Here is a 21,100-nt window from a genome sequence, read left to right as displayed (position 1 = left end):
CAAACAGGATGGGGGAAAAGTGTAGCTGCTGTTTTGATGCTTTTTCCGTTTCCGCTTTCGTTTCCAAGCAAAAAACCTGCTCTGGCTTAATTGCCGGAGCAGGTTTTTCTACAGGCTGAAACCGCTGTTTTCGAGAGAAAACAGCGGTTTTTCTTTGCTTTTGGTAGTGAAATTTCAGACCTCATATGTCCTGTGACCACAGTTCAGCCACAACCAGCCCAAAAGCCGGCCTCCAGAAGTATTCCTTCTGGAGGCCGGCTTTTTCTTTTAGGCTGTTGAACCATATTCTCCCTAGCCCAAGTTTCCGCCACTCCGAAACGGCACATCTTTATACCATCTTAATATACGGCTTTACATGTTAACACTCTCTTTAGACCGGATGTGGATAATGAGAGTATAAAGAAAAAATAAAGACGTATTAAGACAAAGAAAGAGAGGAGACTTATGTGGCGGCGGTTGCATAAAAACAATAAGTCCCCGTTCCGGGTTATCATTTTGGGTTTTCTGCTGGTGATTTTGGCGGGAAGCCTCCTTCTTATGCTTCCCATTTCCTCGCAACAGGGGGTGGTGACCCCGTTTTTGGACGCTCTGTTTACCTCCACATCTGCGGTGTGTGTCACGGGATTGGTCATCCATGATACTGCCACCTACTGGTCCCAGTTCGGGCAGTTTATCATTATACTGCTGATCCAAATTGGAGGGCTGGGTGTTGTTACCGTGGCGGGGGCATTTGCCATTCTCTCTGGACGAAAAATCGGCCTGATGCAGCGCAGCACCATGCAGGAGGCCATTGCAGCGCCCAATGTGGGCGGTATTGTCCGCCTGACCGGATTTATCTTGCGGACGGCGTTTGCCGTGGAGCTTTTGGGAGCTGCCCTGTTGTATTTGGTGTTCAGCCGGGAGTTTGGCTTGCTCCAAGGGGCGTGGTACGCCCTGTTTCACTCCATCTCGGCATTCTGCAATGCCGGATTTGACCTGATGGGGGTAAAGGCTCCGTTTTCCTCTTTGGTGGACTATGCAGGCCAGCCAGTGGTGTCCTTGGTGATTGCCCTGCTGATTGTGGTGGGCGGCATCGGCTTTTTGACGTGGGAGGACATCCGCACCAACCGCTGGCATGTTCATAAGTATCGGATGCAGAGCAAAGTGATCTTGACGGTGACCGGAATGCTGATTTTGCTCCCCACCGTTTACTTTTTCTTCTTTGAATTTGCCGGAAAGCCGCTGGGCGAGCGGGTGCTCTTGTCGGTGTTCCAGGCCATCACCCCCAGAACCGCCGGATTCAACACCGCGGATCTGACCGCCATGAGCGAGACGGGTCAGTCCATGATTACCATGTTAATGCTGATCGGAGGTTCCCCCGGGTCCACCGCAGGCGGCATGAAGACCACGACCCTGGCGGTATTGTTGGCCGGTGCCATTGCTGTGTTTCGGCGCAGGGAGAATCCCCACTTTTTCAACCGACGTGTGTCCCAGGAAACCGTGGTGCAGGCGTCAACGATTTTGATGATGTACCTGACCTTGTTTTTGACCGGAGGGTTGATCATCAGCAGAATGGAGGGCTTGCCCATCCTCACCTGTCTGTTTGAGACAGCGTCCGCCATTGGAACGGTGGGGCTCTCTTTGGGCATTACGCCACAACTGAGCTGGGTGTCCCATCTGATTCTCATTGCGCTGATGTTTTTTGGACGGGTAGGGGGACTGACCCTGATTTTCGCCGCCCTGTCCCGGACCCAGGGGAACGTGGCCCGGCTGCCCCAGGAACGAATTACCATAGGATAAAGAGATGAGGGAGAACATATGAAAACCGTTTTGTTAATTGGATTAGGCCGTTTTGGACGGCACATTGCCATGAAGCTCAACGAACTGAACCAGCAAGTGATGGCGGTGGATAAGGACGAAGAAAGGGTCAATGCGATTTTGCCCTTTGTGACCAACGCCCAGATTGGAGACAGCACCAGCGAAGACTTCCTGATCTCCCTTGGGGTGCGAAACTATGACCTGTGCATTGTAGCCATCGGCGACAACTTCCAGAGCTCTCTGGAAACGGCGTCCCTGCTCAAGGAGCTGGGGGCGAAAAAAGTGGTGGCCCGAGCAGGCCGGGACATTCAGGCCAAGTTCTTGCTGCGCAATGGCGCCGATGAGGTGGTGTATCCAGAGAAGCAGATGGCAAATTGGACCGCCATCCGGTATACCTCCGACCACATTGCCGATTACATCGCCCTGGGGGATGACCACGCTATTTTCGAAGTGGAAGTGCCCAATAGCTGGGTGGGGAAGACCATCGGCCAATTGGATGTGAGAAAACGCTACCATGTGAATATCATGGCCATCAAACAAAATGGAAAGTTCTCCATGACCGTCATCACACCGGATATCAGCCTGCCTGTCAACAGTACCATTTTGGTTTTGGGAACCCAGCGGGATATCCAGAAGTGCTTTCACATTTAAGGAGCGATATGTAGAGAAAGCCATAGGTCGAGAGGAGGGGAGAAGATGAAAGAACTGCTTTTATTGGGTGTCATCCTTCTTTTTTGTGTGGGTGTGTATTTTGCCATTGATGGATTGTACAAGTTTCTGGACAAAGTCCGTAAGGATAAGATCAACCGCATGGAGTAACTGCCCTCCACAACTTTTCCCACAACCTCAAGGGATTTGTGCTATAATACACCTGTTTGAGAGGAGGGAATGCCATGGATGCGGTTGCATCGGCGGGGCAGGCCACCGGAAGAAAACAGGGGAAACTCACGATTTTTGCCAGCTACTTTTCCGGGGCTGGGAAAAGTTATGCCATGCTGGAATCTGCCAGAGAGGCCAAACAGGCAGGGCTGGACGTGGCCATTGGCATACTCTCAGATACGCAGTGGCCCAAAACCACTGCATTGGCAGAGCAGTTTGAGATGTTGCCATGTAACAAAGTGGACAGGGCTGGATGCATGGTTGATGAAATCGACTTGGATGCCTGCCTTCAACGGCACCCTCAGCTGATCGTGATCGATGACCTGTCTCACTGGAATGGGGATACCTGCCGTCACATGAAGCGCTATCAGGACATTGAGGAGCTGCTGAAGGCGGGGATGGATGTCTATACGACCTTGGACATTCACCATATTGAGAGCATTCAGGACACGGTGTTTTCCATCCTGGGCACTTCGGTGCCTGAGCGCATTCCAGACCGTGTGTTTGACCGGGCAGACCAGGTAGAGTTTATTGACCTGGAGCCTCAGCGGCTGCGACAGCGATTGGTGGATGGACAGAAGAAGGCGCTGCTGGAAGGCTATTCCTTGTCACAGCTGAGCGCTCTGCGAGAGGTTGGGCTGCGCCGCTGTGCGGATCGGGCGGCTCTGTACACCCAGGAGAAGATGCAAACGGAGTATCGCACCCATGAGCACATTCTGGTGTGTCTGTCTTCCGCCCCCTCCAACGAGAAAATCATACGCACAGCGGCCCGGATGGCAGGGGCGTTTCGGTGTGGATTTACCGCGTTGTTCGTGGAGACCAAGGCATTTCAGTGGATGAATGCACGGGATAAGCAGCGCCTTCAGGGCAATATGCGTCTGGCACAGCAACTGGGAGCCTCCATCGAGACGGTGTACGGCGATGATGTGGCCTATCAAATTGCGGAGTTTTCCCGCCTGTCTGGCGTGACGAAAATTGTGCTGGGCCGCAGTGGGATACCCCATCGGCTGTTGCTGAGAAAAGCTTCGTTGACGGAACGGCTTATTGAATTGACGCCAGAATTGGATATCCATATCATTCCGGACAATGGGGCCAACCACCTGCTGGAAACCAAACACCGGGAAGTTATGCATATGCCGTCCATATCCGTGTTGGATCTGTTGAAAAGTGCGGGGATTCTGATTCTTGTTACACTTGTGGGCCTTATGTTTTATAACTTCGGCTTTACAGAGTCCAATATCATTACGCTGTACATTCTGGGGGTCATGTTGATCTCGGTCTACACCAGAAGCTCCATTTGCAGCTTCGTTGCCTCCATTGCCGGTGTATTGACTTTCAACTTCTTTTTCACGGTGCCCAGATTTACCCTGCAAGCCTACGACAGCGAATACCCCATCACATTCCTTGTGATGTTTCTGGCCTCTCTACTCACCGGATCGTTGGCATCCAAGCTAAAGTCCCATGCCAAACGCTCTGCTCAAGTGGCTTGGCGTACCAAATTGTTGTTTGAGACCAGCCAAAATCTGCAACGAACGCACACACAAGAAGATATTATTTCTGTGACCGCTAAGCAGTTATTGAAAATCTTTCAGAAGGATATTGTGGTCTATCCCATGGATGAGAAAGGGCTGCTGGAGCCGGAAATCTTTCTGGTTGAGGCGACTGCATCTCCACAGTGCTACACCACCGCCAAGGAGCGGAAGGTGGTTCAGTGGGTGCTGTCCAACAACAAGCGGGCGGGGGCCGGCACAGAGACGCTACCCGATGCCTTGTGTACCTATCTTACCATCCGCACAGGAGAGCGGGTGTACGGAGTGGTAGGCATTGCCGCCTCAGATAAGCCGCTGGATTCCTTTGAAACCAGTATTCTCCTCTCAGTTTTGGGAGAATGTGCTCTGGCTTTAGAAAACCAAAAAAACGTAGAGGAAAAAGAAGCTGCTGCGGTGTTGGCTAAGAACGAGCAGTTGCGAGCCAATCTGCTCCGCTCCATTTCTCACGATTTACGTACTCCGCTGACCTCCATTTCCGGAAATGCCAGCAATCTGCTCTCCAATGGAGCCCTATTCGACCCAAAGACCAAGGAGCAGATGTATGCCGATATCTATGATGATGCCATGTGGCTGATCAATCTGGTGGAAAATCTACTCTCGGTGAGCCGACTGGAACAGGGGCGGATGAACCTGCACATGACCACTGAGCTCATCGACGAGGTGGTAACGGAGGCGCTTCGGCATTCCAATCGGAAGCGTGTGGAATACCATTTCCATGTGCAAAGCAGTGACGATTATCTCCTGGCGCAGATGGATGCAAAGCTGATTGTCCAAGTCCTCATCAATATTATTGATAATGCCATGAAATACACCCCGCCTGGGTCGGACATCCACATTGGGTGGAAGCAAGAAGGAAAATTTATTTATATTTCGGTGGCGGACAATGGCCCAGGAATTTCCGACCAGGCAAAGCCCCATATTTTTGATATGTTTTACAGCGCATCCAATCAGATTGCCGACAGCCGCCGCAGTATGGGATTGGGGCTGGCGCTTTGCAAATCCATCGTGAATGCACATGGAGGAGAAATCGTCGTGAGCGATCATAAGCCTCATGGCTCCATCTTTACATTTTCGGTACCAGCCGGGGAGGTAGAACTACATGAATAAACCATTGATTCTGGTGGTGGAGGACGATACACCGGTGCGCAACCTCATTACCACCACATTGAGAGCCCATGACTACCGCTTTCTCACCGCGTCCAATGGAGAGGCGGCGATTTTGGAAGCATCCTCCCACAACCCTGAGATTATCCTGTTGGATTTGGGCCTGCCCGACATCGATGGGGTAGAGGTCATTCACCGAATTCGTACCTGGTCCAACGTGCCCATCATCGTCATCAGCGCCCGCAGTGAGGATACCGATAAGATTGATGCCCTGGATGCGGGTGCAGATGATTACCTGACCAAACCTTTTTCGGTGGAAGAACTGCTGGCCCGACTGCGGGTGACGCAGCGACGGCTGGCTGCGTTGCAGCTGGGCGGCATGAATACCGAGGCGGTGTTCACCAACGGAAAGTTGAAAGTGGACTATGCCGCGGGCTGTGCATTTCTCGAGGGACAGGAGCTGCATTTGACCCCCAGTGAGTACAAACTCTTGTGTTTGCTGTGTAAAAATGTGGGGAAGGTGTTGACCCATACCTTTATCACCCAGCAGATTTGGGGGAGAAGCTGGGACAACGACGTGGCCTCGCTGCGGGTGTTTATGGCCACGCTGCGAAAGAAGTTGGAAAAAGAGCCTGGCTCCCCCCAATACATTCAGACCCACATCGGCGTGGGGTATCGCATGATGAAAGTGGAATAGATGGTACGGACGTGTCCGGTTGTCCATCGTTTGCAGTCTAGGTATAAAAACAACCGCCTATCGTTCAGGATCGGCGGTTGTTTTTATTGGGAAGAATTTGGGGCCTGCTGGGGAATCGTCGCCTGTAGGGTGGAGGAGCTTCTGCCTCTTTTGCAACATACCCTTTAGTGGTTGGCAAGACGATAAATGGCCAGAATGTCGGCATAATTCAAAACTCGGAAACTGCCAATGGTACGGGTATTGCCATATGTACAGCGAAAAGCCAAATCTTTCAATACCGATTCAGGTTGTACGCCACAGCTGAGCTGAGACATACAGGTGGGCATATTCAGAGAGAGGAAAAATTGGCGAGTTGCTTCAATGCCTTCCATGGCCAGAGCATTAGCATCTTTTCCCACGGGATCAAGCTCCCACACGTTTTCGGCGAATCGTGCAAAACGGGAGGGATTGGTATTGGCACAGTACCGGGCCCAGCTGTCCCAAATAGCGGACAGAGAGGCGCCGTGGGCGACATCAAACATGGCGCTCAACTCATGGCCCAACTGGTGAGGGGCAAAATCCGGCTGATTGCCAAGACCGGTCAGACCGTTATGGGACAGACTTCCGGCCCACATGAGTTCACTCATAGCCTGATAATCTGCGTGATGCTCCATGGCCCTGCGGCCATAAAAAATGGTATTGCGCAACAGACCTTCGGCAATCTCGTCAGTCAGTGCATTTGTGGTAACGGGGTTGAAATAGCGATCCATGGTGTGCATCATGATATCCACAATACCGCAGGTGACCTGATAGCTTGGGAGGGTAAACGTCAATTCAGGGTTCATGATGGCAAACCGGGGACGGTGGAAGGGGGAACTGAGACCGCGCTTTTCATGTGTTTTATCGTTGGTGAGAACGGCGGAGTCACTGCTCTCGCTGCCGGCTGCGGGAATAGTCAGGACAACACCCACAGGCAGGCTGCCGGGGAGAGGGATTTTTTTCAGCCAGAAATCGTCCCAGATATCACATTCTGGATTGGCTGCGCCGTCGGCGATGGCCTTTGCTGTATCAATGACGCTGCCACCGCCGATGGCCAAGATAAAGTCAGCGCCAAAGGCCAGTGCCTGCTTCAGCCCCTCTCGTGCAAGGCTGAGCCTGGGGTTAGGCTTTACACCACCGATGCATTGGTAGATCAGCCCAGCACCGTCTAGGGAATGAAGTACCCGTTCCAGCAAGCCGCTTTTGATTGCGCTGTTTCCGCCGTATACCACCATAACGCGGGAGCCGCCATGAACAGCAACCTGTTGCCCCACCTGCGCCTCCGTGTTGGGACCAAAAATAATTTTGGTAGGAGAATAAAACTCAAATGCTTGCATAGAATTCCCTCCGTTTTTTGTGTTGTGAATGCATGATTATATTACAGTAAAACGAGTATACAAATATGGCTTTATTTTGTCAAATATCTTTGCAATCAATGCGATAAGGAAGGGAAAAGTGCCATTGCAATATCTGATGATGCGTTTGTTACCAAGAAAGGTGTACAGATAGTGCAGGTGGGGGGTACTGGCAGACAACATCAATCATTTCGGCGTCGACCACCCACCAGAAGCACTAGTCGCAGCAGCTGGGCCAGGGATACGGCCAGAGCGGCCACATAGGTCATGGCCGCAGCCCACAGGGTCTTTCTGGCCCCTTCCATTTCGGCCCCATCCAGCAAATGTCCTTGCTCCAGGGCGGCAAGGGCTCTGCGGCTGGCGTTGAACTCGGTGGGTAGGGTCAGCAGCTGGAACACCGTAGACAGGCCAAAGCAGGCGATGCCAGCATAGGCCAGCTGTACGCCCAAGTCACCGGAGACAAACAGAAGGCCGATGAGGATCAAGGGCATGGCCAGTTTGGAGCCAATGTTGGTCACCGGGATGATGGCGGCCCGCAGTTTGATGGGGAGGTAGTGCACCGCATACTGGATGGCATGGCCTGCCTCGTGGGCGGCCACACCGATGGCGGCGGTGGAGGCGTTGTCGTACACGGAATCGGACAGGCGGATGACATTGGTGCGAGGGTCATAGTGGTCGGTGAGATTGCCGGAAACCCGTTCGATGCGCACGTGGTGGAGACCATTGGCATCCAGAACCATACGGGCGGCATCTGCCCCGGTGAGATGGCGGCGAGAAACTTGCTGGGAATACTTGCGGAAGGTGCTGTTGACTCTGCTGCTGGCCCACATGGCCAATATGACCGCTGGTAGCACAAGAACCAGATAATACACGTCGAAAAACATAGTAGCCACTCTTTCTGTGTTGTGATATCCCTTAGTGTACCCAAATATTATGAACAAATCCACCGTTGTTTGGCATATTTACGAGAGAAATCCCCGAGGCGATTGCCTCGGGGATAGGTTTATTCTTCCACTAAAAATCCGGCTTTTCGCAGGGCTTCCACCAGCTGTTGGAACGCCTGTTCCTCTTTGCACCGCAAGGTGTGCAGGTGAATCCCTTCGGTGAGGTCAGACAGGGGCCGCATGTCGTGGGTCTGGGCCTTTTGCACGAACTGGGCCACGTCATAGCGGGAGGACAGGTTCAGTTGGCCCACCAGCTGGCCATACACCGGATGTTCCACCACCACCGACTCCACGGTGCAACCGTGATCCACCATCAGGTTCAGCTCCTGCTCCATCTCCTGAGCCGAGTGGCGGCAGGCCACGGTATATTGGTGCCCGGGGGTAGAGGCGTCCAGCACATAGCCCCGAGGAGTGGCAATGATGTTTGCCCCCGAGGCCCGCAACAGGGCCACGTCTCCCACAATGATCTGGCGGCTGACCTGGAGGGTGTGGGCCAGAGTGGTGGCAGACAGCGGGCCTTGGGCCTGGGATAGGTGTTCTAGAATGCGCTCACGGCGCGCTTGGCTGTTCATGGTTGACCCTCCTGGTGCAGAAGATAAAGGGGAGTGACACGGCCTGAGGACACCGTGTGGGCGATGCCCTGACCATCCATCACTTCCAGAGAAAAATCAGGGAGTACGGCCCGGGCGGTGGCAGAATAGGTCTGATTGCCCGCCTCCACTTCCACGTGCTGTCCCAGGGTGAGACAGTGGGAGGTGTAGGCCTGCAAGTATTCCTCCTGATGCTGGGGGAATTGCTGAGCCATGGCGTGCAGGGCGTGGATGAGGGTGAGAGCCATGTGGTTGGGCTCCACGGAGTATCCCTCCAGAGCCAAAGAGGTGGCAATGTGCTCCAGGCCAAGAGCCTGGAAGGCCTGAGCAGTTTGAACCATGTTGATGCCAACCCCCACCACCACGTAGTCCGGCTCGCTGCTCTCCCCCAGCAGGGACAGCTCGGTGAGGATGCCACACAGCTTCCGGTCGTGGAGGTAAATGTCGTTGAGCCACTTGATGGAGGCAGGGGCCCCGCAGGCATCTTCGATGGCCTGACGCACGGCCACGGCGACCCATCCTGTGAGAGAAAAGAGCTGGGACAGCTCCACCTGCGGGCGCAGCAGCAGAGACAGGTACAGCCCGCCGGGGGGAGAGGAAAAGGTGCGGCCTCGGGTGCCTCGTCCGGCGGTCTGTTCCAGAGCGGCCACCACAGTACCATGGGGCGCGCCTTGGGCGGCCATGGCTTTCAGTTGGGTGTTGGTGGAGTCCACCCGGTCAAAAACATGGATATGGCCGGAGGATATGGTGTCCACCAGCTGGCTCTCCAGGTAAGAGGCAGAGAGCACCGGAGGCGGACCTTCCAGGCGGTAGCCCAGGCGGGTGGAGGAGGTGATGGGCCAGCCCTGCTCCCGCAAAGCGGTGATCTCCTTCCACACAGCCCCGCGGGTTACGCCCAGGGTCTGGCTCATCTCCTGCCCGGAGACGTATCCGGAGCGGCTGGAGAGAAGGGCGATGATTTGCTTTTGATCCATGGTCGTTGCACCTCGCGTTATCCCATCCGGTCGTACAGGGTGATGGAGACAGTTTGGGTTTCTCCCTCCCGCAGCACGGTCAACTCCACAGCGTTGCCCACACCGGTATCATTGAGCACTCGAGTGAGGGCGTAGAGGGAGGTGACCGGAGCGCCGTTGGCAGAGAGAATGAAATCCCCCTCCAGCAGCACATCCGCCGCCGGGGTGTCGGGAGTGGTGCTCACCACGTAGATACCGGACTTGTCGTCCAACTTGGCCTCCTGACAGAGAATGCCCAAGGAGGGACGGAAGCTCTGACCGGTGTGAATCATCTGGTTGAGGAAGGGCAGGGCGTCCCGAATGGGAATCACCAGACCCAGGCCCTCAATGACGGTGTCGTTTTCAATGCCGGTGATTTTGGCGGTGGTAATGCCCACCACTTGGCCGTACTGGTTGGTGAGGGCGCCGCCGGAGTTACCGGAGTTGAGGGCGGCGCTGGTTTGGAGCAGATCCATGTCCTTGCCGTCCACCTGGATGGTGCGGGTGGGGGAGGAGATGATACCTTCGGTCATGGTGCCGTGGAGGTAGCCCATGGGATTGCCGATGGCGTACACCGGGTCGCCCACCGACAGCTGATCGGAGTTGCCCAGTTGGGCGGGAGTGAGATTTTGCCCGTCCACTTTGAGTACCGCCAAATCCAGCTCCTCGTCGTAACCCACCACCTGGGCGTCGTAGCTGTCCTGGGTGGAGAGCATGGAGATCTCCAGGTCTACGCCACCTTCAATGATGTGGTAGTTGGTGACGATGTAGCCGGAGGAAGTGAGAACCACCCCAGAGCCCACGCTGGCCGAGCCGTTGCCCTGGTCGGCCGTGACGCATACCACCGAGGGGAGCACCTGGCTGTAAATCTGATTGCTGGTCAGCACCTCGGTGCCCTGATCCTGCACGGAAATGGAAACGCTTTCATCCGGCTGGGTCCATGGCAGGTCAGAGGGCTCCCAACTGGCGCTGACCTCTGTGGGAGAGGAGGGGTGGGGAGCAAAGCTGCCCCCGGAGGAGCCCACGAGAGAGCGGGTCAGCTGGAGCATGCCCAAATATCCGCCGAAAATCAGGGCGGCAGCTGCCACCAGGGCCAAGAGTATGAACAGCAGAACCCGCAATGGGTGCCGGGTTTTGGCCGCTGGGGTGTAACGGTAGACAATGGGCCGAGGCTCGCTCTGGGGCCAGCGGTGAGAGAGATGGTTCACAAAAAACGCCTCCTGGATCAGCCTCACGCACGGGGCAGGCTGAAGCTAAATGTGGTCAGACCGTCCTGGCTGGTGCAGGAAATGGTCTCGCGATGGCTGTTGAGAATGGTTTTCACGATATACAGGCCCAAGCCCACGCCGTCTCGGTTTTCACTGCGGGAGTGGTCCGCTTTATGGAAACGGTCGAAGATGAGGTCCAGCTCCTCAGGGGGAATGGTTTTGCCTTGGTTGCTGATGGACACATTGGCCTTGGAGCCCTTGGGAACGATGGATAGAGATAGTGTACCGCCTTCCTGGGAGAACTTGATGGCGTTATCCAGCAGGTTGTAGCACACCTGGGTGATGGCGTCCTGGTCGCCCCACACCATGACGGGCTCCTCAGGAACCTGGGTGTCCACCTCCAGGTGTTTCTGATTGATTTTGCCCTCCAGACTTACCAGAGTGCGCAGCATGGTCTCGCCCAGGTCAAACTGCTGCTGGGCGGCTCGCTCATCCGATTGCAGCCGGGACAGGTCCAGCATGGACCGCACCAGTCGGGACAGACGCCGGGTCTCTGAGGAGATGATGCGCAGGTAATCCCGCTCCTTCTCCGGGGGAATGGTGCCGTCCAAAATGCCGTCGGCAAAGCCAGCGATGGTGGTCATGGGGGTTTTCAGCTCGTGGGAGACGTTGGCGATGAACTCGCTGCGCCGCTGTTCACTTTTGGACAGGGATTCCGCCATGGCGTTGAAGGCTTCGGCCAGTTCTCCGATCTCGTCCCGACGGTTGCCCACATCCACCCGCACATCCAGCTTGCCTAGACCAAATTGGCGGGCGGCGGCGGCAATCTCCTTCATGGGTTTGGATTGGTGCATACTGGTCACCGAACTGAGGATGGCGGCGATGAGAATGACGGCGCAGGCCACCACCATGAAGATGGCGGACAGGTCCCGCCACATGGCGGTGATGTCCGAGGTGTTGGTGGAGAAGAACACCAGACCTTGTAAGAAGCCGCTGGACGTGGCGATTGGCAGGCCTACCATGAACCGAGCACTGGAATAGAGTCCATCCAGGGTGGTCATTCCCTCATAGACCTGGTCTTGAATAACGGTGTTGACGATGTCCCGAGGCATGTTCTGGGAGGTCATGTTGTACAGCACCCGCTGTCCGTCGGTGGCAAAGAGGATGGTACCGTCGTTGGTGGCCACAATGATGTGGGAGTCGGCCACCTGGGCCACCGTGGCAATATACTGCTGGAAATCGGTAGTGGTCCATACGGTGCTGCCGTTGCCAGTGGTGCTGGCGGCCTTGTTGGCCGCGTATGAGGTGTAGTCGGCAATGTATTTGGCATTGCGCATCAGGGTGTCCTGCTTTTCTTGCAGGGTGTATTGGTAGCTCAGGGCGGCAAAGGACGCCCCCAGCATCAAAAAGGACAAGAGCACCATGCCAGCCATGGTGGCAAACTGCCGTCCATACATGGATTTCATCGGGTAGACACCTCCTGATCTCTGGTGTATATGGCGTTAACCCACAGACTCAAACTTGTAACCCACGCCCCAAACGGTTTTCAGGCTCCACTTGTCGCTGACACCCTCCAGCTTCTCCCGCAGACGCTTGATGTGGACATCCACAGTGCGGCTGTCGCCGAAGTAGTCGAAGCCCCACACCTCGTCCAGCAGTTGGTTGCGCGTAAACACCCGGTTGGGGGCAGAGGCCAGGTGGTAGAGAAGCTCCAGCTCTTTTGGGGGGGTGTCCACCCGCTTGCCGTCCACCAACAGCTCGTAGGAGTCCAGGTTGATTACCAGCTTGTCAAAGGTCAGGCGCTTTTCCTTCTGCTCCTCCTCGCCATAGCGGCGCAGCACAGCGTGAACTCGGGCCAGCACCTCTTTCATTTCAAAGGGCTTGGTGATGTAGTCGTCCGCGCCCAGCTCCAGGCCGTTGACCTTGTCCTCCAGCTCGCCCTTGGCGGTGAGCATGATGATAGGCACCTTGGAGGACTCCCGGATCTTGCGGCAGATGGTCCAGCCGTCCATACCGGGCAGCATGATGTCCAGCATCACCAAATCGGGTTGAAACTGCTGGAATTTCTCCAGACCCTCCAGGCCGTCGTTGGATACCTGGCAGTCCATGGACTCCTTTTCCAGGTAGAGGCGCATGAGGTCGGCGATGTTTTTGTCATCTTCTATAATCAATACCTTACGGGGCATAAACAACACCCTTTCCTTTTTGTGATACCAGTATTATACCGCATTTTCCGGTGAAATGGAGAAGAATTTGTAAATTCAGCCCACATAAGAGCGGTCAATGTGGATAACTGCGTGATAGCTGGAGTCTCGGTTCTCCAGGGCCTGGGTGAGATCGGCTTTGACCTGCTCCGGAGCCAGGGTGACGTGGTAGGGAATGACCAGATCAAAAATCAGGTTGGTGTACATGGGGCCTGCGGTGATGCGGAAGTCATGGATGGACAAATCAGGGTGAATGTCCTTGGCCAACTGGGCCACCAGACTACGCAGCTCTTCCACTTGAGGATTGCCGATTTGCACCGGGTCCATGTGGATCACGGCCTCGATCTGGAACCGTTCCCCCAGTTCCCGCTCGATGTGGTCGATGATGTCGTGGACATCCATCACATCCGCCTGGGCGGACACCTCAGCATGAACGCTCATCATGCGTCGGCCGGGGCCGTAGTCGTGGATGATGAGATCATGGATACCTACCACCTGGTGGTGCTCCAAAATGAGGGCTTGAATCTCCTGTACCATCTCCGGGTCGGGGGTGGTACCCAGCAGGGGATCAATGGTCTCCTTGGCCGCCGACCAGCCGGCCTTCAGAATGAACACCGCCACCAGCAGGCCCAGCCAGCCATCCAGCTGCAAAGAGGTGACGTGGGTGATGCCCAGGCCCAGCAGCACGGTGGAGGTGGCCAGAGCATCGGAGCGGGAGTCAGTGGCGGTGGCCCGGAGGGTTTCGGACTGAATGCGCTCTCCCAGGTGGCTGTTAAACCAGCCCATCCACAGCTTGACCAGAATGGATATCACCAGAATACAGCCGCTGAGGGCGGTGAGCTGGGTGGATTCGGGGTGGAGAATTTTCTCCAGAGAGCTTTTGCCCAATTCCACACCCACCAACAGGATGAGCAGGGATACCAGAAGTCCCGCCAGGTACTCCATACGCCCGTGGCCAAAGGGATGGTCGGCATCCGGCTTTTGTCCTGCCAGACGGAAGCCCACCAGGGTGACCACGGAGGAGGCGGCATCAGACAGGTTGTTAAAGGCATCGGCGGTGACGGAAATGGCGCCCGTGAGTAGACCGGCGGCCAATTTCCCTGCAAAGAGCAGCAGGTTGAGGGCAATGCCCACGCCACCGGCAAATACTCCATACTGGCGGCGCACGTCCGGATCTTTGGTCTGCGTGTAATTGGGAATGAATCGACGAAGGATGACGTCTAACAAGGGGAAAAACCTCCCATCATAGAAATAGCATCATATCATTATACACAACCACAGGGGAGAAGGCAACGCAAACTCCCACCTTCGGGCAACCGGAGGTGGGAGTTGGAAGATTGTATTTAAAGGGAGGAGTCGTTGGAGGGAAGCTCGGGCGCTGTGCCACCGGGGCCTCCGCCCATATCTCCGCCTGGCCGTTGGCCACCCATACCGCCCATGTTGCCGCCAGGCTGACCAGCGGAGCCGCCGGAGGAATAGACTAGGCTGTCCAAAGTAAAGGTGGTGGAGGTGTCACCGGCGGTGAGGGTGTAGCTGCTGCCCACAGTCATGTCGGGACAGCTGACCACCACACTGGCGTAGGAGGCGGGGATCTCCCAGCTGACCAGAGCCTCTCCGGCCTCGTCTGCGAGGGTAATGGTGGTGTTGGCCTGCTGATTGCCAACCGTCACCAGGGCAGAGGCTTGGGTGGAGGAGGGACCAAAGCTCTGGGCCATCTGGCTGGGGCCCGCGGCCACCAGAGTGCCGCCGGTGATGACAGCCTCCCCGTCGCAGTCCAGAGCGGAGTCCGCGCCGCTGGAGGTGCAGCAGACATACACTTCTCCGCCGCTCACCGTCAGACTGCCGTTGGAGTCTAGCCCGTCTCCGGCGGCCTGGACGTACAGGATGCCGCCGGAAATGGTGACCGAGGCCTGAGAAGAACTGGAGAAATTGTCCTGTCCAAAGGAGCCGGGACCACCAAAACCACTCTGGTCCTGGCCTCCTGCGGCGTTGAGACCGTCGTCATCCGCCACCAGAGCGATGCGTCCTCCAGCTACCGTCACGGTGAGCCCCTCCAGTCCCTCATAGCACTGGGGAATGGAGATATCCCCGTTCTGAATGGTCAGGGCGTTGTCAGCGTGGATGCCGTCATCTCCTGTGTTGAGCTGGTAGGTGCCCGCTTGGACGGTTATGTCACCATTGGAGTGGATGGAATCATCGGCGGAATCAATGGTGAAGGTACCGCCCTCCAGGGTGAGGATGGTTCCCGCCTTCAGGCCCTTGCAGCTGGGAGTATCTTCTGTGGTGGTATCCTGGGTGTTGGAGCTTTGAAAGCCGGGGCCGCCCATGCCCATGGAGCTTTCCGTATGGGTCTCCCCGTTGGCACTGCCTCCACCGCAGGTGAGGGAGAAGGTGCCGTCCACTACCGTCAGCCAGGAGCTGGCGCTGATCCCATCCCCGTCACAGGTGAAGGTGTAGGTGCCAGCCTCCAGGTATACATAGCCCAGAGAGGTGTCCTCGTCGTGCTGGCTTTGGATACCGTCTTTTCCGCTGGTGATGGTAAAAGAGCCGGCCCCGATGCACACCCCGTCGTTGGCGGATAGGCCGTGGCAGGCGGCGGTGATGACATAGGTGCCGCCGGTGATGACCAGCTCATCTTTGCACACAATGCCATGTCCGCCGGGGGAGGTGACGGTGAGGGAACCGGTGCCATTCAAGGTCAGATCAGACCGGCAAAAGAGTGGCGCGTCCACGTTATGGTCGTCTTGCTGAGTGTAAGTACCGGAGTTGGACAGGGTGTTTTCGCTGTCTGGGGCCAGGGTGAGAAACACTTTGTCCGCCTCCCGGATATAGATGGAGGCGTAACTTTCGCTGTATAGGTCCACGCCGTCCAGCACCAGCTGGATTTTTGCGGTGTCCGGGGCGTCAATGAGCAGGGTGCCGTCGGTGAGGGTGCCGGAGAGGATGTAGGTGCCCTCCTGGGAGATGGTGGCCGTGGAGCCATCCACCACCACGGTGTCCGAGGTGGTGGTGATGGTGTTCCCGTCAAAGGTGATGGTGGGAGAATTGGGGTCATAACTGTCGTCCCAGTCCCGGTCGGAGAACATCTCTGAGGAGGTTTTCGTGGCAGTGGTGGAGGTGTCGGTGGCTTGGGGAGAAACGCTGTTCTGAGATGGTTGAGCGGTACAGCCGGACAGCAGCAGGGCCATACACAGGAAGATACTCCAAACTTTCATGGTAACCTCCTTACATCTGGGGGGTGGTGCTCTCCTGGTGGGACAGGGAGAGCTCCAAATTGCCGTTGCGGCAGCGCAATGCGTCCATAAACTCTTTTTCGTTGCCCGTCTCCCGCAAGGTCAGGTTGTAGGTCAGACGGTAGAGACTGCCCATGTTGGTGGTCTTAACTTGACACAGCTCCCACTGGCGGGTGTAGGTTTGGAACAGGTCGTCAAACACCCCGTTGTAGTCCAAGTTTTCGGGAATGGTGATGTGGAGAGTCTTGCGCAGTTGCTGACTGCCGCTGCCTAGACGGAGCAGCCCGTACAGGGCGCTCACCCCGCCCAGCAGCAGGGTGAAGAGTAGACAGTAGGCCAGATAGCCCATGCCGGAAATGAGCCCTGCGCCCATGGCCAGGAAAATGGCGCTGATTTCCCGGGCCGTTCCAGGGACGGAGCGGAAGCGCACCAAGTTAAAGGTACCGGCTACTGCTACACCCATACCCAGGTTGCCGTTGACCATCAGTATGACCACGCATACCACAGCGGGGAGAACGGCCAGGGTGGCCACAAAACCTCGGGTGCTGTGGCAGGTCAGCAGATAGAGCAGGGCCAAAATGAGGCCGGAGAGCAGAGCTGCACCCACACACAGGAGAAAATTCTGGAGGGAGAGCACCTGGGTGGTAGCGGTGTCAAATAACCCGTTGAATAGGTTGGATATCATGGGGAAAACCTCCTTGATTGGGTTGTAAAATCAGACGTTGATAGGCGATGCCATACTTGGAAAAGCTGGTTTTGTAGATGCCCAGTTGGGACAGAGTGCGCACCATCCACAAAGGGATGGCTCCAGGGGCTTTTACCTCCATAAGGTACTGATCTTCGTCCAGAAGAGCGGTGCCAAAAGGTGGGACGGACAGGGTCAAAGCCCGGGTACGCGCCAGCAGGTCGTGGTCAAAGGTGACCCGAAACTCCCCGCCGTCCCGCTCCCGCCAGGCCTCCCGGTGGTAGGAGAGGTACATGCCGGGGGCTAGGTGGGGATAGAACCGGCGCACATAGTCTATCTCCCGGGCAATTTGGGAGCCCTGGGGCAGGGGAATCCCCCGGGCCATGATCTCCTCCGCGTCTGCGTGGGGCAGGGAAATGCGTCGCTTGTACACCACCGACCGGTATTTCTTTTTCAATTCCAGAAAAACGGTGTCCTCTTGGGATATGGGACCGTAACTGCGCAGGCGCAGCTTCTCTTTATACACAGGCTTTTCCAAAGAGGCACGGATGAGGCGATAATCCGACGTATCATAGTAAACGTTGCGGATGTGGCAGCGGGGATAGGGGTCTGGCTCCATGTATTCCTCCATAGCCTGGAGAATTTGATGGTATTGCCGGGTGTGGATGAGGTATTTGATTTCATGGCGTTGGAATACGGATTGTATGGCCATGGGTTGCCCTCCTTTTCACATTGTAAAGAGATTGTAAGAAGGGAACTATAAATGGAACTTAAAAACTTGTAAATAAATTGAAAAATCCCCGTGTCAGCCAGGACACGGGGAAAAAGGTGTGATATACTGCGAGAAAGTGATAGACGAAACAGGAGGGAAAACCATGCGACTGTTGTTGGCGGAGGACGAGCGATCTCTGGCTCGGGCGGTGGGGACGCTGCTGGAGCGCAGCCACTATGCGGTGGATGTGGTGTATGACGGGGCGGAGGCTCTGGAGTATTTGGACAGCAACAACTACGATGGGGTGATTTTGGACCGGATGATGCCCAAGGTGGATGGCCTGATGGTACTCCGCCGTATCCGGCAGGCGGGCAATCGGGTGCCGGTGCTGTTGCTTACCGCCTTGGGAGAGGTGGAGGATAAGGTGGAAGGGCTGGACGCTGGGGCCAACGACTACCTGGCCAAGCCCTTTGCTACCGCGGAGTTGCTGGCTCGCATTCGGGCCATGACCCGCACCCAGACCGGACAGAGCACCACCCGGCTCCAGGTGGGAAATCTGGTGTTGGACCAGACCAGCTATCAGCTCTCCACCCCTTCGGGCAGCTGCCGACTGACCAACAAGGAGTTTCAGATGCTGGAGATGCTTATGGCCAATCCTCGCCAGCTCATTTCTCCCCAGAGGATGCTGGAGCGCATCTGGGGCTATGACAGTGAGGCTGAGGTGAACGTGGTGTGGGTGTACATCTCCTACCTGCGCAAGAAGCTCACCCAGCTGGGGGCCAACGTGCCCATCAAAGCCAGCCGAAATGCAGGGTACCGCTTGGAGGAGACGCCATGATCCGACAGCTAAGACGAAAGCTGGTGGCGGCAGCCATGGCGTCCCTGTTTGTGGTGTTGGCGGTGATACTGTGCGCCATCCACGGGGTGAATTACCAGGCCATTCTCACCAGCAGCGATGATGTGCTGGATGTGTTGGGGCAAAATCAGGGGAAGTTTCCACGGCCCGATATGGAGGGATTTTCACCGGAAATGCCCTATGAGGTGTGCTACTTTTCGGTGCTGCTCAACGACCAAGGGCAGACCATCCTGGTGGACACGGGGAAAATTGCTGCCGTGGATGGACAACAGGCGGTGGAATATGCCCAGCAAGTGTGGCAAGGGCAGAACAACCGGGGCTTTTGGGGAGAATATCGGTATTTGAAGGTACAGGAGGGGCTGGACTGGCGTATCCTCTTCCTGGACTGTGGGCGGAATCTGGCTACCTTCCGGGGTTTTCTTTTTACCAGTTTGTGGGTGTCTGTGGGGGGTATGGCGGCGGTATTTGTGCTTCTGATGGTGCTGTCCGGGCGCATGGTCAAGCCGGTGGCGGAGAGCTATGAAAAGCAACGGCAGTTCATCACCGATGCAGGCCACGAGTTGAAAACGCCCCTGACCATTATGGGGGCGGACGTAGATTTGCTGGAGATGGAGGTGGGGGAGCGGGAGTGGCTCACCGACTTGTGGGGGCAAATTGGACGGCTGACCCGCCTGACCCAGAATCTCATTTTTCTCTCCCGTATGGAGGAGAGCCAGATACCAGCACAAAAGCTGGAGATGGTGTTTTCCGACGTGGTGGAGGAGGAGGCGCAGCCCTTCCGGGGGCCCATTTTGGCCCAGGGACAATCTCTGCATGAGGACATCACCCCTATGCTTACCATACAGGGAGATGAGGGGGCCATCCGGCAGCTGGTGTCCATCCTGCTGGACAATGCGGTGAAGTATGCCGCTCCAGAAGGGGAGATTCAAGTACAAGTGGGGCAACAGGGGCGATTTGTCCGCCTTTGCGTGTCCAATCCTGTGTCCCAGCCCATCCCACCTCAACAGCTGTCCCACTTCTTTGACCGGTTTTACCGGGGGGATGAGGCTCGTACAGGGGGTGGATTTGGTATCGGCCTGTCCATGGCTGCGGCCATTGTGGCCAGCCATCGGGGAAAAATAGAAGCGGTGTGCCCCAATCCACAGCGGTTGGATATGGTGGTGCTGCTGCCCATGGGGAAATAGCATTCGCCCTCCAGACATGTCTGGAGGGCGAAAAAGCACCTCTGAACTTCGGTTCAGAGGTGCTTGAGAGGAATCTTACTTAAAGTAACGCTCCAGCAGACCCTTCAGAGCCTTGCCGTGGCGAGCCTCGTCGCGAGCCATCTCGTGGACGGTGTCGTGGATGGCGTCCAGGCCGTTCTTCTTGGCGCAGATGGCCAGATCCATCTTGCCCTGAGTAGCGCCGAACTCGCAGTCCACACGCCAAGCCAGGTTGTCCTTGGTGGAGGCCTTCATGTTGGGCTCCAGCTCCTCGCCCAGCAGCTCAGCGAACTTAGCAGCGTGCTCAGCCTCCTCGTAGGCGGCCTTCTCCCAGTACAGACCGATCTCGGGGTAACCCTCACGGTGAGCAATGCGAGCCATGCACAGGTACATACCAACCTCGGAGCACTCGCCGGTGAAGTTGGCCATCAGCTGCTCACGGATGTAAGCCTTGTCCTCGTCGCTGATGTCGGGGTTGTTCTTCACAGTCTTGCCAAAGATGCCGTACTCGTGCTCGGCAGCCAGCTTCAGCTCGCCGGTCTGCTCAATGAACTTGGAGCCGGGGACGTGGCAGACGGGGCACTCGGCGGGAGCGGTCTCTCCCTCGTGAATGTAACCGCAAACAGGGCAAATCCATTTCTTCATGATGTTATCTCCTTTACTGTTTCGAATTTTTTGCAGGCCTGACATAGGCCTTTGACATGAACCTCATAGCTTTCTGCTTCGAACCCAAATTGTTTGCTGCATTCCTCCACATACCCCTGGGTAGGAGGGCTGGGAGGCAGGTCAATGATGGACCCGCAGCAGGTGCACACAAAGTGCGCGTGGGGGCTGACGTCCCCGTCATACCGCTCCTGTCCGTTCACCGTTCCCACCCGCTTGATGAGCCCATGCTCACACAGCTGGTTGAGGTTACGGTATACCGTGCCCAGACTTAAGTCCGGGTACACGGGCCGGAGCTGCTGAAAGACCCAGTCTGCCGAGGGGTGGCAGTCGGTGCTTCGCAGCAAGTCCAGCATGGCATCACGCTTCACACTGCGTCTGCAAATCATCGCGGTCACCTCGTTAACAAGA

At 56.3% G+C, this 21,100-nt stretch carries 20 protein-coding genes; 7 read left to right on the top strand and 13 right to left on the bottom strand.

The annotated features are described in order from the left end of the window. Window positions 1-444 precede the first annotated feature (444 nt). The 5 genes from B5G37_RS10510 to B5G37_RS10495 all read left to right on the top strand — a co-directional run bounded on the left by B5G37_RS10510 (window position 445) and on the right by B5G37_RS10495 (window position 6,027). Window positions 445-1,779: a potassium transporter TrkG gene (locus B5G37_RS10510; RefSeq protein WP_087257251.1), complete on the top strand. Its 1,335-nt coding sequence runs from the start codon at window positions 445-447 to the stop codon at window positions 1,777-1,779. A gap of 18 nt (window positions 1,780-1,797) precedes the next feature. Further along, window positions 1,798-2,448, top strand: coding sequence for a TrkA family potassium uptake protein (locus B5G37_RS10505; protein WP_087233962.1), 651 nt, complete (start codon window positions 1,798-1,800; stop codon window positions 2,446-2,448). Window positions 2,449-2,493: 45 nt separating this feature from the next. Next, entirely contained in the window at window positions 2,494-2,616 is a 123-nt protein-coding gene (locus B5G37_RS15875; protein WP_275532705.1) for a hypothetical protein, read from the top strand. A gap of 74 nt (window positions 2,617-2,690) precedes the next feature. Then, the gene (locus B5G37_RS10500) at window positions 2,691-5,333 is read left to right on the top strand and encodes a sensor histidine kinase KdpD (protein WP_087257249.1); all 2,643 of its coding nucleotides are present in this window, start codon (window positions 2,691-2,693) and stop codon (window positions 5,331-5,333) included. After that, on the top strand, window positions 5,326-6,027 hold the full coding sequence (locus B5G37_RS10495; protein WP_087257247.1) for a response regulator transcription factor: 702 nt from the start codon (window positions 5,326-5,328) through the stop codon (window positions 6,025-6,027). The genes B5G37_RS10500 and B5G37_RS10495 overlap by 8 nt, the downstream gene beginning before the upstream one ends. Window positions 6,028-6,191: 164 nt before the next feature. Here the strand turns inward: B5G37_RS10495 and B5G37_RS10490 are convergent, their stop codons facing one another. From B5G37_RS10490 to B5G37_RS10440, 11 genes are all read right to left on the bottom strand, one after another. Continuing rightward, on the bottom strand, window positions 6,192-7,382 hold the full coding sequence (locus B5G37_RS10490) for an iron-containing alcohol dehydrogenase (RefSeq protein ID WP_087257245.1): 1,191 nt from the start codon (window positions 7,380-7,382) through the stop codon (window positions 6,192-6,194). Window positions 7,383-7,582: 200 nt separating this feature from the next. Beyond that, a complete protein-coding gene (locus B5G37_RS10485) occupies window positions 7,583-8,284 on the bottom strand; it encodes a zinc metallopeptidase (protein WP_087257242.1) in 702 nt (233 codons plus the stop codon). A gap of 119 nt (window positions 8,285-8,403) precedes the next feature. After that, the gene (locus B5G37_RS10480) at window positions 8,404-8,916 is read right to left on the bottom strand and encodes a transcription repressor NadR (protein ID WP_087257238.1); all 513 of its coding nucleotides are present in this window, start codon (window positions 8,914-8,916) and stop codon (window positions 8,404-8,406) included. Then, window positions 8,913-9,908: a biotin--[acetyl-CoA-carboxylase] ligase gene (locus B5G37_RS10475; RefSeq protein WP_087257236.1), complete on the bottom strand. Its 996-nt coding sequence runs from the start codon at window positions 9,906-9,908 to the stop codon at window positions 8,913-8,915. The genes B5G37_RS10480 and B5G37_RS10475 overlap by 4 nt, the downstream gene beginning before the upstream one ends. A gap of 17 nt (window positions 9,909-9,925) precedes the next feature. After that, entirely contained in the window at window positions 9,926-11,134 is a 1,209-nt protein-coding gene (locus tag B5G37_RS10470; protein WP_087257233.1) for a trypsin-like peptidase domain-containing protein, read from the bottom strand. A gap of 23 nt (window positions 11,135-11,157) precedes the next feature. Next, a complete protein-coding gene (locus B5G37_RS10465; RefSeq protein ID WP_087257231.1) occupies window positions 11,158-12,600 on the bottom strand; it encodes a HAMP domain-containing sensor histidine kinase in 1,443 nt (480 codons plus the stop codon). Window positions 12,601-12,636: 36 nt separating this feature from the next. Beyond that, complete coding sequence (locus B5G37_RS10460) at window positions 12,637-13,320, bottom strand: response regulator transcription factor (protein WP_087257229.1); 684 nt, start codon at window positions 13,318-13,320, stop codon at window positions 12,637-12,639. A 75-nt stretch (window positions 13,321-13,395) separates the two neighbouring features. Then, entirely contained in the window at window positions 13,396-14,565 is a 1,170-nt protein-coding gene (locus B5G37_RS10455; RefSeq protein WP_087257226.1) for a cation diffusion facilitator family transporter, read from the bottom strand. A gap of 116 nt (window positions 14,566-14,681) precedes the next feature. Further along, window positions 14,682-16,553, bottom strand: a complete 1,872-nt coding sequence (locus B5G37_RS10450; protein ID WP_087257224.1) for a carbohydrate-binding domain-containing protein — start codon at window positions 16,551-16,553, stop codon at window positions 14,682-14,684. Window positions 16,554-16,563: 10 nt separating this feature from the next. Beyond that, on the bottom strand, window positions 16,564-17,256 hold the full coding sequence (locus B5G37_RS10445; RefSeq protein WP_087257221.1) for a DUF4956 domain-containing protein: 693 nt from the start codon (window positions 17,254-17,256) through the stop codon (window positions 16,564-16,566). Continuing rightward, entirely contained in the window at window positions 17,225-17,968 is a 744-nt protein-coding gene (locus B5G37_RS10440; protein ID WP_087257219.1) for a polyphosphate polymerase domain-containing protein, read from the bottom strand. Before B5G37_RS10440 ends, B5G37_RS10445 begins: the two co-directional genes overlap by 32 nt. Before the next feature lie 163 nt (window positions 17,969-18,131). Here B5G37_RS10440 and B5G37_RS10435 point away from each other — a divergent pair, with 163 nt between their 5' ends. Next, on the top strand, window positions 18,132-18,806 hold the full coding sequence (locus B5G37_RS10435) for a response regulator transcription factor (RefSeq protein WP_087257218.1): 675 nt from the start codon (window positions 18,132-18,134) through the stop codon (window positions 18,804-18,806). Further along, window positions 18,803-20,008, top strand: a complete 1,206-nt coding sequence (locus tag B5G37_RS10430; protein ID WP_087257217.1) for a HAMP domain-containing sensor histidine kinase — start codon at window positions 18,803-18,805, stop codon at window positions 20,006-20,008. Before B5G37_RS10435 ends, B5G37_RS10430 begins: the two co-directional genes overlap by 4 nt. A gap of 75 nt (window positions 20,009-20,083) precedes the next feature. On the opposite strand, the gene B5G37_RS10425 is transcribed toward B5G37_RS10430, so the two are convergent. Next, the gene (locus tag B5G37_RS10425; protein ID WP_087257214.1) at window positions 20,084-20,671 is read right to left on the bottom strand and encodes an NADH peroxidase; all 588 of its coding nucleotides are present in this window, start codon (window positions 20,669-20,671) and stop codon (window positions 20,084-20,086) included. Next, window positions 20,668-21,078, bottom strand: a complete 411-nt coding sequence (locus B5G37_RS10420; RefSeq protein ID WP_087257213.1) for a transcriptional repressor — start codon at window positions 21,076-21,078, stop codon at window positions 20,668-20,670. Before B5G37_RS10420 ends, B5G37_RS10425 begins: the two co-directional genes overlap by 4 nt. Between the last annotated feature and the right edge of the window lie 22 nt (window positions 21,079-21,100).

Source organism: Pseudoflavonifractor sp. An85 (assembly GCF_002161235.1).
In the GTDB taxonomy this organism is placed as follows: domain Bacteria; phylum Bacillota; class Clostridia; order Oscillospirales; family Oscillospiraceae; genus Enterenecus.
The sequence above is the reverse complement of the archived record's forward strand: the minus strand, read 5'-3'. Positions and strand labels throughout refer to the sequence as shown.